This is a genomic window from Paenibacillus sp. FSL P4-0127 (genome assembly GCF_038007325.1).
Taxonomy (GTDB): Bacteria; Bacillota; Bacilli; order Paenibacillales; family Paenibacillaceae; genus Fontibacillus; species Fontibacillus macerans.
This window is the reverse complement of sequence record NZ_JBBOWY010000002.1, coordinates 168,217-183,360: the sequence shown is the minus strand read 5'-3', so window position 1 is coordinate 183,360 and position 15,144 is coordinate 168,217. Positions and strand designations below refer to the sequence as shown.

Here is a 15,144-nt window from a genome sequence, read left to right as displayed (position 1 = left end):
TCAATGTATGTATAAGCGATTACCCGGGATTGACCTTCTCCATTCCTCTCCGGCAAGCATTTACAAACAGCTCGGCATAATGCGGATCCCACTGGCTTCCCCGGCCCTGCTCGAGGATCTCGAGCGCCTGGTTGGGCTCCAAACCTTTGCGGTAAGGGCGGTCCGAGGTCATCGCATCAAAAGCGTCCGCCACCGCGATAATCCGCCCAAACAGCGGGATATCTTCCCCGGCAAGCCCGTCCGGATAGCCCTTGCCGTCATACCGCTCGTGATGCGATCTTACCCCAGGCAAAAAAGGAGCCATGGCATCCGCCGGCTCGATCTGCTTCAGAATGGCTTCGCCAAGCACCGGGTGCTGTTTGATCTGCTCCCATTCTTCATCCGTCAGCCGGCCCTCCTTCAGCAGCACGGCGTCGCGGATGCCGATTTTGCCGATGTCGTGCAGAAGCGCCGCCTTGCGCAGCTCGTCGATGCGCTCCTCCGGCAATTCGGCCAGCCGGCCGATTTTCACCGCGTATTCGGCCACCCGCAAGGAGTGCCCGGCCGTATACGGATCGCGGGCGTCCAAAGCGGCGGCCAAGGTGGCAAAATAGCTGTCGACCAGCTGGCTGTTGCGCGCCGCCTCGGACCTAAGCCCCCGCAGCATATGATTAAACCCGGACACGAGCCGGGAAAACTCATCGGAATACAAATCCGCGGCCTCCGAGCGGAGATCCCCCGTTTTTACTTCGGCCATGCGCTCATACAGATGCTGGATCGGCAGCATGATTTCCCGGGCCATCAGCCTGGAGCCAATGAAGGCGAAGCCAAGGCCGACCGCCAGGATATATCCCGCCCACTGCCAGTATGCGTAAGCGCCGTACCCCCAGTCCTGAAGCCGGAACTGGACGGAGAGATTGTACAGCAGCAGCGGGGAGGCGCCGATCAGAAAAAAGCTCCATTTTAACTTTCGCGATACGGGAACAAATACCCTTCCGCCCAGCGTCAATTCCCTGCCGAACAATTTGCGGCTCCAGGCGCTAAGCTCCTTCAAAACCGGGCGCACCGCATAGGAGGTCAAATAAAACTCGATCAATGCGTGCATGCCGCAGACGAGAACGCAGCCCAGGGAGGCGAGCAGCACATAATAGGAAGGAATCGTGATCCGGCCGGCGGCCGCAAGCTCCAGCGACAACACAGCCCCGGGCACGACCAGGCCGAGCAGATGCGGCCCGAGAATGCGTTTTACGGCCAGGGAAGGCATCCGGTGCACTCTGATATATACGTTTTGCAGAACCTGAAAGCTTCCGATCTCCTCGAGAAAGGCGCTTCTGACCGGTTTAAGCTGCAGATAAAAGACGGCGCCTTCCAGCAGGAGCATGACGCAGACCGATACGCAAAGCACTCCTGCAAGCCAGATGTACTCTTCCCGGGAAACATCCAGCGGCGCAGCGAAAATCAAGCTCGCAATCGCAATGCCCGCCAGAAAGGAGCCGGCCGCATAATTAAGCATGAGACGACGAATAAAAGTTCTGTATACCGTCACGGCGTGTTCCGCCTTCCATTCGCAAATTGTCGGGTAACGCCCGCTTCCTGTATTATCGGCATGAACCGGACCGCATTTCAGATATTATCTGGAACTTTTTGTTTAAAACTCCTTTCTTTTTGTATCTGTATATTCTAGGACCCCAAACGCACGAACGGATCAAACGTCACTTTGGCAATTTAAAAATAAATATTTCAAATTATTGAAAATTGCTCTTAAACCTGCGAAGCCTTGCATGATGGCACATACGCCATTTTGCAAGGTTATTTTATGTCACAATGTACGTGATTTTTTTCACATTAACCTATTTTTTTATATGCTAAAATGCCTTCGAACAAAGGTTATAAGACTCCTTTAGGCCTAGTCCGATCGGCTATCCGGCGGGCTTCCAACCCTATTCGTTATTAAAATGTCTTCACATTTTAATATATAACATCTTTTAAATGGAGGGTTCTATCATGAAAAAAGCATCACTCTTACTCAGCAGCGCTCTTGTACTAGGGCTGTTGGCAGGCTGCGGCTCCGGCGCCCCGGCGGGGAACGGCAGTGCGAAACCTGCGGACACCGCCCCGGCAACGGCGGAAAACGGCGCAAACGGCAACGGCTCCGCGGCTTCGTCCGAACAAGGCCAACATCAGGATGGCGTCTATTACGCGATCGGCGAGGTCGATCCGGACTCCGGCTGGCAATCGTACGTGACTTTGACCGTGTCCGGCGGCAAAATCACCGACGCGAAATGGAACGCGATCAGCGAAAAGGCTCCGGTCGACAAAGCGACTTATTCCAAAGAAGGCAAATACGGCATGAAAGCCGGCGGCGCTTCCTCCGAATGGCATGAACAAGCCGAAAAGGCGGAGCAATTCCTGCTCGAAAAACAGGATCCCAAAGCGGCCGCTTTGAACGATGAAGGCAAAACCGACGCGATTTCCGGCGTTTCCATTCATGTGAGCGACTTCTTTAACCTCGCGGATAAAGCGCTCGCCGCCGGACCGGTGGAACCGGGCATCTACAAAGACGGCACCTACCACGCCGAAGGCGACGCGTTCGATCCGCATTCCGGCTGGAAGGAAACCGCGGACGTCGTGGTGGCCGCAGGCAAAATCATTAAAGTCAACTTCAGCGGCGTCAACGACAAAGGCGAAGACAAGAAACAAAACTCGATCGACGGCAAATACGGCATGAAAGCCGGCGGCGCCCAAGCGGAATGGCACGAAGAAGCCGCCAAAGCGGAAGCGTATCTCGTGGAAAAACAGGACCCGGCTTCCCTTACTTTTAATGAAGAAGGCAAAACCGACGCGATTTCCGGCGTATCGATCAGCTTGAAATCCTATTTCGATCTGGTTGCCAAGGCACTTGAACAAGCGAAATAACTACAACCAACCTATACGAGAAGGTGAACCTCTTGAAAAAGATAGTCGTTTTGGGCGGCGGTTACGGCGGTGTCGTCACTTCCAAGCATCTGGCCAAACTGTTCAAGAAAGACAAGGACGTGCAAATCCAGCTCATCGACCGAAACCCCTATCACACGCTGCTGACCGAATTGCATGAGGTCGCGGCCAACCGGGCTCCGGAGGACTCGGTCAAAATCGAGCTCAAGAAGATTTTTGCCGGGCAAAAGGTGGACGTGGTGCTCGATTCCATCGACAACATCGATTTTGGCGCCAAGAAGCTGCGTTCGGCGAAAAATACGTACAGCTACGATTACCTCGTGATCGGCACCGGCTGTAAACCGACGTTTTTCGGAATTCCGGGCGCCGAGGAGCATGCCTTGACCTTGTGGTCCTACGAGGATGCCGTGCGGCTTAAAGAGCAAGTTCGCCGCATGTTCAGCGAAGCGGCCAAAGTGACCGATCCGGTCAAACGGCGGAAGATGCTTACCTTCGTCGTTGTCGGGGCCGGGTTTACCGGGGTCGAGCTGGTCGGCGAACTGGCGGAATTCCGCGACGAGCTGTGCAAGGAATTTTACATCGACGCGGGCGAAGTCCGGCTTGTCGTGGCGGATATGGCGCCGAAGATTTTGCCGATCCTGCCCGACAAGCTCATTCAGAAAGCGGCCAAACGCCTTCATAAAATGAACGTGGAGATCATCACGAGCGCGAAAATCACCGGCGTAACGCCAGCCAGCGTACAGCTCGGAGACCGCGGCGAGCTGGAAGCCGACACAATCGTGTGGACGGCCGGCGTCGAAGGCTCCGAACTCGTCGGCAAGCTCGACGTGAAGCAGGAAGGCCGCAAGCGGATCGTCACCAATGACAAGCTGCAAAGCATCGATCACGAAGATGTGTACGTCGTCGGCGACAACATTTTTTACATTCCGGAGGGAGAAACCCGTCCGGTGCCGCAAATGGTGGAAAACGCCGAGCAGGCCGGCCCGCTGATTGCGCATAACATTTACGCGGACGTCCACGGCAAACCGAAGAAGTCCTATAAGCCGGGATTCCACGGGACGATGGTGTGCATCGGCAGCCGCTACGGTGTGGCGAATGTCGGCCTGCCGAATAAAATGTTTATGTTAAGCGGCTTTATGGCCATGCTCAGCAAGCACATGATCAATATGTATTATCTGTTCACCGTGGCCGGCTTTGCGAAAGTCTGGACTTATATGATGCATGAATTTTTCCATGTGAACAACCGCAGAAGTTTCGTCGGCGGCCATTTCGCCAAACGTTCGCCGAACTTCTGGCTGCTGCCGCTGCGCCTTTTCGTCGGCTACAAATGGCTGGAAGAAGGTCTCGACAAGCTGCCGAAAATTATGAAGGAACCTTCGAAAATCTTCCTGATTCCGGCTCCACCGCAGGCCAGCGACGTCGTATCCGCGGCCAGCGAAGCCGCCGGCAAAGTTACGGAAACGGTTGACGCCCAAGCTGCGGCATCGGCCGTAGAGAGCGCTTCGACCGCGGTCACGGCGCTGCCTGTGCCGGGATTTATCAAATCCATCGTCAGCTGGTTTATGGACGTGTTCTTCTATACTTCCGACGGCGGATATACGGCGCTGGCCACCGTGTTCCAGTTCTTCATGGTATTCATGGAAATCGCGCTTGGCGTCATGATTATCGTAGGCCTCTTCACCGCGATCGCTTCGGCGGCCACCGTCGCCCTCGGCGTCATGATCTGGTCCTCCAGCATGGCTTCCGCGGAAATGCTGTGGTACATGACGGCCGGCGTCGCCCTAATCGGCGGTTCGGGCAGCGCGTTTGGCCTGGATTACTACGTTCTGCCTTGGCTCAAGAAACAGTGGAAGAAAATCCCGCTGGTACGAAGATGGTATTTGTACACCGAATAGCAACCATAGCAAGTGACAACCAGCAATTCACCCCCTTGACGAATAATCCGGAGTAATGGGCGCATAAGCCGCGCATTACTCCCCTTTTTCTATTATTGCCGAGTCAGTGGCCCTTGTTCCCTGCAAGCTTACCGCATACCAAGGAGTGTGTCCTTATGAAACCTATACTCTTCCAAGACGCTTGTCGTTTATTGCAAGGCGAATTATCGCCCGAGGCCGGCATTCATCCCGATATAACGGCAGAAGAAGTCGAACCGTTGGCGAACCTCCTGGAACAATACGATATACCTAGGGTGCGCCAGCGCCGTTTGTTGACCATTTACATCGCAATCAAGCTCGCCCTTCAGCGCCACAGCCGGTGCGATCATGCGGCTGCGGGCGAAGAGTTGACCCGTTTGGTGCTGGACGGCGACTATCTATACAGTTTTTACGTAGGTTTATGCCTCAAGTGGGAGGAATACGATCTCCTGTCCCATCTGGCCCCCATTATCAAACAAATTCAAATCAAACGCGCGGAAGGACGCGCCGAAGACGAACGGCTGCTTAAGGGCTGGGAACTGTTCCTGCAGCTGGATTTGAACCGGACCACGACCGGCCGGGCGATTTAGATTGACATTGCGGTTTAGCCTTGAGAATACGAGTTCACGGGAAACGACAACAAGGAGGGGCTTTCCATGAAACTTCATGAGGCGCTTGACATTTCTTTAAAAGCGGTAGACCGGGAAATCGAAAATATGGTCAAATTTGACCGGGACGTTCCCCGCGCCTCGCAGCTTGCCAAAAGCATCATCGAACTTATCCGCTCCGGCGGCAAGCGTGTCCGCCCGCTGATGGTCATCGTCGGCAGCCGCTTCGGCCCCGCCCCGGATGAGCAAAAAATTTGGCGTTTGGCCGCGGCCGCCGAGTTTATCCACGCCGCCTCCCTGATTCACGACGACATCATCGACGATTCCCCGGTCCGCCGCGGGCAGAAGGCGATGCATATAAAGCTGGGCGTGAGCGGCGCGCTGCATGTGGGCAACTACATGTCGGCCAGGGTAATCGAGCTGATCTCCGTTTACTCGGCGGACCGGGACAAATACGCGTACAATTTGTCTTCCCTGGTTACGACGCAGTTATGCCTGGGCGAATATCAGCAGTTGGCTCATCTTTACGATTACAGCGTGACGATCGAGCAGTATTTGGAAAAGTCGAAAAACAAAACCGCGCAGCTAATGGCCACCTGCTTGCAGACCGGTGCCCAGGCATCCGGGGCGGACGCGGAAACGGCCGAGCTGCTGTACGCCTTTGGGGAGAAGCTCGGCATGTCGTTTCAAATCCGCGACGATGTGCTCGATTTCACCCAATCGGCGGAGCAGCTCGGCAAGCCGGCCGGCAGCGACCTGCGCAGCGGCCAGATCACCTTGCCCGTGCTGTTTGCGCTGCAGGACGAACGGCTCGCCCCCCGCATCCGGGCGATCACGGCGGCAAGCCCAGCCGCCGAAGTCGAAGCTGTCGTCGCGGCCATCCAGGCGAGCGGCGCGCTGGAGCAAACCGAACGCCTAAGCAGCCGCTACTTAGACGAGGCGCAGGAAATCATCGGCCGCCTGGCCCGCTACCCGGCGCATCGCGATCTTCAGGCCTTGCTCGACTATTTTGGCGGCCGGGATCAATAGGTGCGAGGCGGCTGGTTAAGAAAACCGCCTGACAGCCCCTTTTAATGACTCTAACTTCGACTTTGGATCGACTTGAGGGAATGTTGTATGGGGGGCACCCTCCGTTAAAGTCGTGTCCTTATCTATTCCCTCTTCGGTTCTACTCCGAGAACCCTTCCCCTTTTTTCAGAGTCGAAGCACTGAGTACTTCGGCTCTAGCGTCAACGATGTAGAGGCGCCACGATCCGGCGGGGTCAGTGTATCTACCTTTTGCACCGTAGCCGTTTCGAGCCGTGTCACAAATCGACACCAGGTGAGGGGTTGTCTAAAGAGACTGTTTAAAGGGTTCGTGTCTTGATGTTCCTGCCTGTTGCCTGTTGCCTGCTGCCTGCCTTTGCACGATTATTCCTTTCGTTCAGGGAACAAAGGGTGGGGCTAAAGCAAATCATGGGTTCCAAAAAAAGAGAAGAAAAAACAAAAAAAGATTAGGAAAAAATGAGGCGGTTCAGGTGAGATTTTCGGCTTGATAAGGGAACGCATGTTTGGTATAATGAAATAAACGGAACTTATGTTCGTATATTCTTAATTCGGGGGCGAGTAAACATGGAGATCAATGCGGGAACGGAACTTCAGCCATTCAGCAGCCGTTTTAACAGCGAGCAGGACTGTATGGAGGCGCTGATCGCGATGAAGTGGCCAAGCGGCTTTGTCTGCCCGCGCTGCGCTCACACCCGGTGCAGCCGTCTGACTTCCCGGCATATCCCCTTATTCGAGTGCGGAAAGTGCAAGCATCAAACGTCGCCTTTGGTCGGCACGATTTTTGAAGGAACGCATTTGCCCTTGCTCAAGTGGTTCGAGGCCCTGGATTTATTCCTGCTTGAGGGAGGCATCTCGGCGCTGCGGCTGAGTAAGGTGGTCCGGGTCACCTACAAGACCGCTTGGTCAATGCTGCACAAAATACGCCATGCCGTGGGGGAGTTCGATGCCCGGGAGCTGCTTTCCGGAGACGTGAAGGTGAACAGCGATCAGTATGGGCGTAATCCGTCCAGGTGTCAGCTTTCGCATCCGTATGCCTCGGCGGTCGTAGCCGGCTGCACGGTCACGGAGTCGGGCGAGCCGGAACAGGTCAAAATCCGCCTGGTGCCGCATAAGCGGGGAGGCGAAAAAAGGGCAGACCGTCACGATCTAACCGCGTTCATCAATGGGCATGTGGATGTCCGTACATCGGCGGTGCAGTCGTTCCCTCAGGCCTTTCGGCTGTATGCGCCCTTGCGGAGAGTGGTGAGAGAGGCGTGGGAATCGCTGAAGAGTACGTATGGAGCCTTGGGACTGAAGCATCTGCAGGCGTATCTGAACGAGTACACCGTACGCCGCCGGCTGCGCCTGCCCAAAGCGGAAGAAACGATGCGGCAGAAGTTGCTGCGCATGTGTGTGGCGATTCCGGCGATCCCTTACCGCCGGCTGATCGCGCGCCAACCGAACCAGCCCCTTGCGGTTGCGGCCTGATCGTGACGCTGGAACGGTAGGGGTTACTTGTTGTAGATCAATTTAATGGGTGGGATTAGCATGAACAGTACGGGCGTTGCTGCAGACGGAAGGGTTTAGGCTACAGCAAAATCACGGTCTTTTCGTTTCCTTCGCGTCTTATCCTTGATCTCCTGTCTTGCTCTATTGTCTAGGCTGTTTCACCTTCCCTAAACCTGATTCCTTCCCCTAAGCCCGTCTAAATTATTTCGAACCTATCTGCTTCTCCACCAAATATTTTTTCTCCCGAGCTTGTCTTTCTCTCTGCTACCTGATCAAACGGGATAATCGTGCAAAGTCTCCGGACAGCGAGTGTTGATCTGCCGCCCCCCCACTTCCCTAACCTCAAGCTTTCAAAGTTGAGTTATAAATTCCAGAATCTCAAAAAAACCGTCCCGAGACTTTCGATGCAGTCTTGAGACGGTTTTTGATCGACGATACAGGTCAAGATAAAGACAGCTCTCATTGGAAATATCCAATAGAATACGCTGCAAGTCGCCTGTTATGCTCCACACCAATTACACGCCACTTGCAACCCATTTACACGCCACCTGCCGGCAGCGCCCGGTCCTTACTCCAGCCGCTCTCCATTCGAGGCGATTACCTGCTTATACCAGTGGAAACTTTGCTTGCGGGAGCGGGCCAGCGTGCCCCGGCCTTCGTTGTCTTTATCGACGTAGATAAAGCCGTAGCGCTTCTTCATCTCGCCGGTTCCGGCGCTGACCAGGTCGATGCAGCCCCAGGGGGTATAGCCGATGAGGTCCACCCCGTCGGCGATCGCTTCCTTCATCGCCTTGATGTGCTCGCGCAGGTATTCGATCCGGTAATCGTCGTGAATCGAGCCGTCTTCCGCCACTGTATCGGCCGCGCCAAGACCATTTTCCACCACCATCAGCGGAATTTCGTAACGGTTGTAGATGTTGTTCAACGACCAGCGCAAGCCGGTCGGGTCAATTTGCCAATCCCAGGCGCTGGCTTGCAGGTAGGGATTTTTGAGCCCCAGCGATAAATTTCCGCCCACCTGTTCATGCTCCGGGTCGGCGCTAACGCAAACCGAGGAGTAGTAGCTGAAAGTGTAGAAATCGACGCAGCCCGCTTTTAAAATCTCCTCGTCCCCATCCTCCATCACGATCTCGATGTTGTTTTCCCGGAAATACCGCTTGGCGAACCCGGGGTAGGCTCCCCGCACCTGCACGTCCGAGCACAGGAAGTTGCTGAGGTTATCCTTTTGCTGGGCCAGCAGGATATCGTCGGGGTGGCATGTCCGCGGATAGGAGCACATATAGGCGATCATGCAGCCGACCTTGAAATCCTTATTGATGTCATGGGCCAGCTTCACGGCTTTAGCGCTGGCGACAAACTGATGGTGCAGCGCCTGATACAAGAGCCGCTGATCCGTTTTGGCCCCTTGCCCCAGCTCGGCCCCCTCCTCCGGCATGATGGCGCCGGCGATAAAGGAGCCGAACGGCATGGTCAGGATATTGATTTCATTAAAGGTCAGCCAATACTTGACTACGTTTTTATACCGGTTAAAAATCACTTCGCAATACTTCACGTAAAAATCAATCAGTTTGCGGTTCGTCCATCCGTTGTATTGCTGGGCCAGATGCAGCGGGGCCTCGTAATGGGATATCGTCACCAAAGGCTCGATCCTGTGTTTCTTCAGCTCCGCGAACACCCGGTCATAAAACCGCAGGCCCTCTTCGTTGGGCTCGGCGTCGTCGCCGTGCGGGAAAATCCGCGACCAGGCGATCGACATGCGGAACACCTTAAAGCCCATTTCGGCGAACAACTTGATATCATCCTCATAACGGTGATAAAAATCGATCGCTTCGTGGCTGGGATAATAGGCGTCCGGCTCCAGTACCGGCGTAATCCGCCGCGGCGTCGTATGGGTGCCGGCGGTGATTACGTCAGCCGTGCTCAGCCCCTTGCCCCCTTCGTTGTATCCGCCTTCGATCTGGTTGGCCGCCGTAGCGCCTCCCCACAGAAAACCTTCCGGAAAAGCTATAGCCGTATTAGCCGTATATGCCATTCGTACGTTCCTCCCCAATTATTGAATTTCCCAATTTCCTTAAGGCCGCCGCCTCAAATGACCACCGTCAGCAAATCGTCCTGATAATCGACCGCTTTCCGTTCCGTTTCGATGACATCCAAATAATCGCCCGTATTGGAAATGATCACAGGCGTGGTTATATCATATCCTTCCGCTTTGATCGCTTCGGCGTCAAACTCCATCAGCACCTGGCCTTTGCGGACCCGATCTCCTTGTTTGACTTTGGGAGCAAAATATTTGCCTTTCAGCTTTACGGTGTCCTTGCCCACATGGATCAGGATATCCACGCCGTGGTCGCTGGTGATTCCGATCGCGTGTCCCGACGAAAACAGCGAGGTCAGCACCCCGTCGGCCGGAGCGACGACTTTGCCTTCGGCCGGTTCAATGGCGATCCCTTTGCCCATGGCCCCCGAAGAAAACGCCTCGTCCGCGATTTCCGACAGCGGTTTTACCGTTCCCTTGAGCGGACTGCCGATCGTCTCCTGCTTCACCAGCGTTTCGGTATTGCAGGCCTCTTTTGGCTTGGCATCATCCTCTTCATCCTTGTAACCGCCGAAGAACATCAGCAGGAAGCCCAAAACGAAGCTGACGGCCATAGCGATGATGGCCCCATAAAATGCGGCATCCATGCCTTGCGGACCAATAAAGCTGGGAAGCATGAATATACCCAGACCGCCCATGATATAGATTTGGCTGCCCATGGCGCCAAGAATAGCGCCGCCTGCCGCCGCCGCAATACAGCTTAAAATGAACGGCTTCTTCCGCGGCAAAGTAACCCCGTAAATCGCCGGTTCCGTAACTCCGAAAATCCCTGAGATAAAAGCCGGGATCGTCAGCGATCTTAATTTCGCGCTTTTCGTTTTCAGCATAATGGCCAATACCACGCCGATCTGGGCAAACGAAGCGCCAAACGTGCCGGCGAGAATCGGATCATGCTTGAGCACCGCCAGATTGTTGATGGCAATCGGCACAACTCCCCAATGCAGCCCGAAAATAACTAATATTTGCCAGAACGCACCCATCAACAAGCCTTCGATCACCGGGCTTAAGTTGTAAAGGAACAATGTGCCTTGCCCGAGCAGTTGGCCGGCCCAGGTCGAAAGCGGACCGATGATGATGAGCGACAGCGGAACAACTACCAGCAAGGTGAAGAAAGGAACCAGAAACGTTCTGACGACACTGGGGATAATCTTTCTAAACAGTTTTTCCAGCTTCGCTCCGACATACGTGGAGACGATGATCGGAATAACGGTTGACGAATAGGACATCAGGATAACCGGAATGCCCAGGAAAGTAATGTACACCGGCGACTCGAAGATCGTGCCGCTAAACAAGGTATACAGCGGCTCGCCCGACCCCATAATGCTGCTGAGCGTCGGATACACGAGTGAAGCCCCTATAGCCATGCCGATAAAAATGTTGGCGTTGAATTTTTTCGCCGCCGTATACCCGAGGAAAATCGGGAAGAAATAGAACAGACAATCGCCTATAGCGTTTAGAATCTGGTATGTTCCCGAAGCGGCCGTGAGCCAGCCCAGAGCCAAGAACAAGGCGTTGAACCCTTTGATCATCCCGGTGGCGGCCAAGACGCCCAGCGTCGGCTGAAACACTCCCGAGATGATGTCGATGAATCTGTTGAACAAGCTCATTTTTTCCCCGGACGGCTCCGCCGCCGCTTCCTGAAAGCCGCCGATTGCGGCCACATCCGCATATACTTCGGGTACGTGATTACCGATAACGACCTGGTATTGCCCGCCACTTTGGATGACTGTGACAATACCGTCCATCGCTTTTAACACTTCCGTGTTGGCCTTGCTCTCATCCTTCAACTTAAAACGCAACCGGGTTATACAGTGGGTCAGGCTGGCTACGTTTTCTTTGCCGCCTACGTTTTCGATAATGGCTTTCGCCAATGCTTCATATTTCATCGCTGCTCCTCCTTAATTATTTGCTAGTATTTATAAAAAAGGCGAAACCATACGGGCAGCTTCGCCGCCCCGTTTGGTTTCGCCTGCATGACCAGTAACGATCCGTTCCGGTTATTCGGTTTCTCTTTGCGTTACGCGATGCGTGTGAATCGTCAGGTACAGTTTTTCCTCGTCGGAAAGCGGCATGCCCAAATATTTCTCGATCTTCAGCACGCAATCGTAAGCTTGCTTATACTTGGCTTTAACCTGCTTCAGCAAAAAATGATCCAGCGTCTCGACCTTTTCCCGTTTGTTTAAACGTTGGAAAAAATAGCGCAAATGCGTAATAAACCTTTCGTAGCTCACCGACTGCTCGTCAAGTTCGATATTGTACGAATATTTGATGATATTCAAAATATCGCGGATCTTCTGGGTATGACCGGCCGCATCGGCTACTTGGCGTTTCCCGTCGTTCATTTGGGCGTTGATCAGATGGAGCGCGATATTTCCCGCCTCATCTTCGGGCAAGCGCTTTCCCGTCACCTCCTCGATGAACTCCAGCGCTTTTTGCCCGACCTTATATTCCTTCGGGTAATACTTCCGGATCTCCCAGATTAGCGGGTTGGCGTTGGCCAGCCCCCGGTCGTGCAGCCGGAACGCGTTGTAGATATGGTCCGTCAGGGCAACGTAGATAAAATCGCTTAGTTTGGTTTGCAGCATGTTTTTTCCGTACTCGATGATGTCGTAGCATAGCGATACGTATTCGGTGGGGATGTCGTCCATCAGCAGCTTGAATTTTTCGGAAGCTTCCGTCTGCTTAAGGATAAACACCTTCTCGATCAGCCCCTTATCCACTTCGTCTCCCGCGCTTTTCTTGAAAGCGATGCCCCGCCCCATCACGACGAATTCCTCGCGCTCCTCATCTCTGGCAATGATGGCGTTATTGTTGAATATTTTTTCGATGATCATCGAAAAATTGCCCCCTCCCCTTTTAAGCAAATGAGTTAAGCAACCAGTTAAACGCTGGGCGGAAAGCCTGTGCCGGGTGTAGCGGGAAACGGCGCATCAAATGTAAACGAATACATTTCGAAATTCGTACATGCCGGGCAACAGTGGCCTGCCCCCAAGAAACGCAGCGATTGTCACTTGCTTAGCCGACTAAAACCAAAAAAAGGCGACCCAAAAACATGACAAATCATGTCCCGGGTTTCGCCTTTTCAGTAACAATCCCAAATCCAGAATACCATCGAACATATTATTTGGCAAGCAAAAATGTTTACGCTTTCACACTAAACATCATTCCAATTTTTCCGATAATATACAGCTTTGCAGGATGCCAAAAACGATCCCAACGCCAGCCAGGAGAAGCTTCAGGAGCTGGAAGGACGCGTGCGGATCGTGAAGGATAAATTCAGGAGAACCTCAGCCTGATCACGGATTTTTACGGCAAATTTTACATGGTCCAGAGCCGTATGCGCCAAGACGCGCCGCTGCTGCCTTCGGAATACGGCAACCTCAGCGCTTCCGGGCTGGGATTTGATGGCCTCGCCGATAAAAGCACCTCCGAGATTGCGGATTTGTATCATCGCACGATGGACACGCTTGCGAAGTATAAAGTGCGGTTGGAGGAAAAATCCGGTATAACCCCTGGGGAAGCGGGCGGCAAGCCGGCGTTTGATCCGAACTCCGAGGCGGGGAAAGCGGAACTCGAGCTTCTGGACCAATCGCTCCGGCCGATCGCTAAAGTGTTTGAATCGTTCGAAGTCGATTACTCGCAAAAAATCGATATCCGTTTATAATCCGGAGAGCATTCTCACCGCGAGAAGCTTGCAGCGAATCTTACAGCAGGAACACAGCAAGAACCTCACAACAAGAAATAGTCTCCAAGCGTGCAGAACAATATAACCATGCTGATTACTTGGTTCAGATTGTACGAGGCCACGTTCATCCGTTTGCGGTTCGATGGTTTGATGATCTTATGCTCCGTCAGCAGCAAAATCACCGCAAGGATAATCCCCGCCGTGTACATCCAACCGAGATGCCGGATCGGGATCAGGGCGATCAGCAGCAGCACCATAATCAAATGCAGGCCGGCCGCAATTCTCAGGCCGTTTTTGAGGCCAAAAGCGCTGGGGATCGACCACAGCCCATGGCTCCGGTCAAAATCGATATCCTGCGAGCCGTAAATGATGTCGAAACCGGCAATCCATAACATCACGATCGTGCCGAGAATAAACGGCGTGAAAGCGAACTTCCCGGTCACGGCAAACCACGCGCCGATCGGGGCGGAAGCGATCGTGAAGCCAAGGTACAAATGGCTTAGATAAGTGAACCGTTTCGTATAGGAATAGGACGAGATCAGGAAAATCGCCACCGGCGACAGCACGAAACAAAGCGGATTCAGCATGGCCGCCGCGAAAATAAAGATCGCATAATTGACTATGACAAAAACGAGCACCTCCCTCGCCTCCAACAACCGCCGCGGTAAATGGCGATGGGCAGTGCGCGGGTTTTGCGCGTCAAAGGTGCGGTCGACGACACGATTGAAGGCGTTCGCCCCGTTCCGGGCGGCGACCAAGGCGATCAGCCCCCACAGTATGACCCGCCACGACGGGAATCCTTCCGCCGCCCACACCATCGATATGATCGCAAACGGCAGCGAAAACAGTGTGTGCGAAAACATCACCAATTCGCTGTACAACCTGATTTTGGAGCCGATTTTTCTAGCTACTTCCATGACATAGTCACTCTCCTTCGTTGCGTTAGGCATAGGGCCGGGGTGGCTTGGACGGGCAAGGTGGCTTTGAACGGGCAGGGTGAGTTGGGCGTAAGGCATGCGGCCATCCACTGCCGTCGCCTGGCTGTCCCCGAATAGCCGGGCAGCAGGTATGCCGAGGATCCGTTCAATACCCGGGGTCTCAAGGGCTGGACGAAAAAAACGCCGCCGTCCTTACCGGCCGCAGAAACTGCCGCAGCCACGAATTCCCTGTTCCCGCTGCCTATCACTTTCCAGCGCCCGCCCCAGGATAAAATAAACACCGACGCTATGGGCCGACGTCTTGGGCCGACGCTATGGGCCGACGCTAGTACCGAGGTTTGTAATAGCGGCAAAAAATGCCGCTATTCGCCGTTCTTTGGCCGTATTATGGCAAATAGCGACATTTTATGTCTCTATTTCCGAGGAACCCCCACCAAATTGCCGTTTTTTCCATCTC

Annotated in this window: 11 protein-coding genes; 6 read left to right on the top strand and 5 right to left on the bottom strand. The window is 54.1% G+C overall.

Annotation, left to right across the window (positions count from 1 at the left end; translation table 11 throughout):
* Positions 1-19: 19 nt before the first annotated feature.
* Entirely contained in the window at positions 20-1,525 is a 1,506-nt protein-coding gene (locus NYE74_RS27385; protein WP_124333595.1) for an HD-GYP domain-containing protein, read from the bottom strand.
* Between the two features lie 458 nt (positions 1,526-1,983).
* Between NYE74_RS27385 and NYE74_RS27380 the strand changes: the two genes are divergently transcribed.
* The 5 genes from NYE74_RS27380 to NYE74_RS27360 all read left to right on the top strand — a co-directional run bounded on the left by NYE74_RS27380 (position 1,984) and on the right by NYE74_RS27360 (position 7,948).
* The gene (locus NYE74_RS27380; protein WP_036626339.1) at positions 1,984-2,895 is read left to right on the top strand and encodes a hypothetical protein; all 912 of its coding nucleotides are present in this window, start codon (positions 1,984-1,986) and stop codon (positions 2,893-2,895) included.
* A gap of 32 nt (positions 2,896-2,927) precedes the next feature.
* Positions 2,928-4,808, top strand: coding sequence for an FAD-dependent oxidoreductase (locus NYE74_RS27375; protein ID WP_036626342.1), 1,881 nt, complete (start codon positions 2,928-2,930; stop codon positions 4,806-4,808).
* 155 nt (positions 4,809-4,963) lie between these two features.
* Positions 4,964-5,416: a hypothetical protein gene (locus NYE74_RS27370; RefSeq protein WP_036626345.1), complete on the top strand. Its 453-nt coding sequence runs from the start codon at positions 4,964-4,966 to the stop codon at positions 5,414-5,416.
* A gap of 66 nt (positions 5,417-5,482) precedes the next feature.
* Complete coding sequence (locus NYE74_RS27365; RefSeq protein ID WP_036626347.1) at positions 5,483-6,463, top strand: polyprenyl synthetase family protein; 981 nt, start codon at positions 5,483-5,485, stop codon at positions 6,461-6,463.
* Between the two features lie 582 nt (positions 6,464-7,045).
* Positions 7,046-7,948: a transposase gene (locus NYE74_RS27360; protein WP_115311248.1), complete on the top strand. Its 903-nt coding sequence runs from the start codon at positions 7,046-7,048 to the stop codon at positions 7,946-7,948.
* 589 nt (positions 7,949-8,537) lie between these two features.
* On the opposite strand, the gene NYE74_RS27355 is transcribed toward NYE74_RS27360, so the two are convergent.
* The 3 genes from NYE74_RS27355 to licT all read right to left on the bottom strand — a co-directional run bounded on the left by NYE74_RS27355 (position 8,538) and on the right by licT (position 12,898).
* Entirely contained in the window at positions 8,538-10,001 is a 1,464-nt protein-coding gene (locus NYE74_RS27355; RefSeq protein ID WP_124333593.1) for a glycoside hydrolase family 1 protein, read from the bottom strand.
* Positions 10,002-10,054: 53 nt separating this feature from the next.
* Entirely contained in the window at positions 10,055-11,950 is a 1,896-nt protein-coding gene (locus tag NYE74_RS27350; protein ID WP_124333592.1) for a beta-glucoside-specific PTS transporter subunit IIABC, read from the bottom strand.
* 111 nt (positions 11,951-12,061) lie between these two features.
* On the bottom strand, positions 12,062-12,898 hold the full coding sequence (licT, locus tag NYE74_RS27345; protein WP_036626352.1) for a BglG family transcription antiterminator LicT: 837 nt from the start codon (positions 12,896-12,898) through the stop codon (positions 12,062-12,064).
* A 488-nt stretch (positions 12,899-13,386) separates the two neighbouring features.
* Here licT and NYE74_RS27340 point away from each other — a divergent pair, with 488 nt between their 5' ends.
* Complete coding sequence (locus NYE74_RS27340) at positions 13,387-13,728, top strand: hypothetical protein (protein WP_124333591.1); 342 nt, start codon at positions 13,387-13,389, stop codon at positions 13,726-13,728.
* Between the two features lie 65 nt (positions 13,729-13,793).
* Here NYE74_RS27340 and NYE74_RS27335 read toward each other — a convergent pair whose 3' ends face one another.
* A complete protein-coding gene (locus NYE74_RS27335; protein WP_036626355.1) occupies positions 13,794-14,666 on the bottom strand; it encodes a UbiA-like polyprenyltransferase in 873 nt (290 codons plus the stop codon).
* Between the last annotated feature and the right edge of the window lie 478 nt (positions 14,667-15,144).

What these genes read in the sequence shown, in the direction of transcription:
- NYE74_RS27380 (WP_036626339.1), top strand. Translation starts at nt 1,984, where the DNA reads ATGAAAAAAGCATCACTCTTACTCAGCAGCGCTCTTGTACTAGGGCTG.
- NYE74_RS27370 (WP_036626345.1), top strand. Translation starts at nt 4,964, where the DNA reads ATGAAACCTATACTCTTCCAAGACGCTTGTCGTTTATTGCAAGGCGAA.
- NYE74_RS27365 (WP_036626347.1), top strand. Translation starts at nt 5,483, where the DNA reads ATGAAACTTCATGAGGCGCTTGACATTTCTTTAAAAGCGGTAGACCGG.
- NYE74_RS27360 (WP_115311248.1), top strand. Translation starts at nt 7,046, where the DNA reads ATGGAGATCAATGCGGGAACGGAACTTCAGCCATTCAGCAGCCGTTTT.
- NYE74_RS27355 (WP_124333593.1), bottom strand. Translation starts at nt 10,001, where the DNA reads ATGGCATATACGGCTAATACGGCTATAGCTTTTCCGGAAGGTTTTCTG.
- NYE74_RS27350 (WP_124333592.1), bottom strand. Translation starts at nt 11,950, where the DNA reads ATGAAATATGAAGCATTGGCGAAAGCCATTATCGAAAACGTAGGCGGC.
- licT (WP_036626352.1), bottom strand. Translation starts at nt 12,898, where the DNA reads ATGATCATCGAAAAAATATTCAACAATAACGCCATCATTGCCAGAGAT.
- NYE74_RS27340 (WP_124333591.1), top strand. Translation starts at nt 13,387, where the DNA reads ATGGTCCAGAGCCGTATGCGCCAAGACGCGCCGCTGCTGCCTTCGGAA.
- NYE74_RS27335 (WP_036626355.1), bottom strand. Translation starts at nt 14,666, where the DNA reads ATGGAAGTAGCTAGAAAAATCGGCTCCAAAATCAGGTTGTACAGCGAA.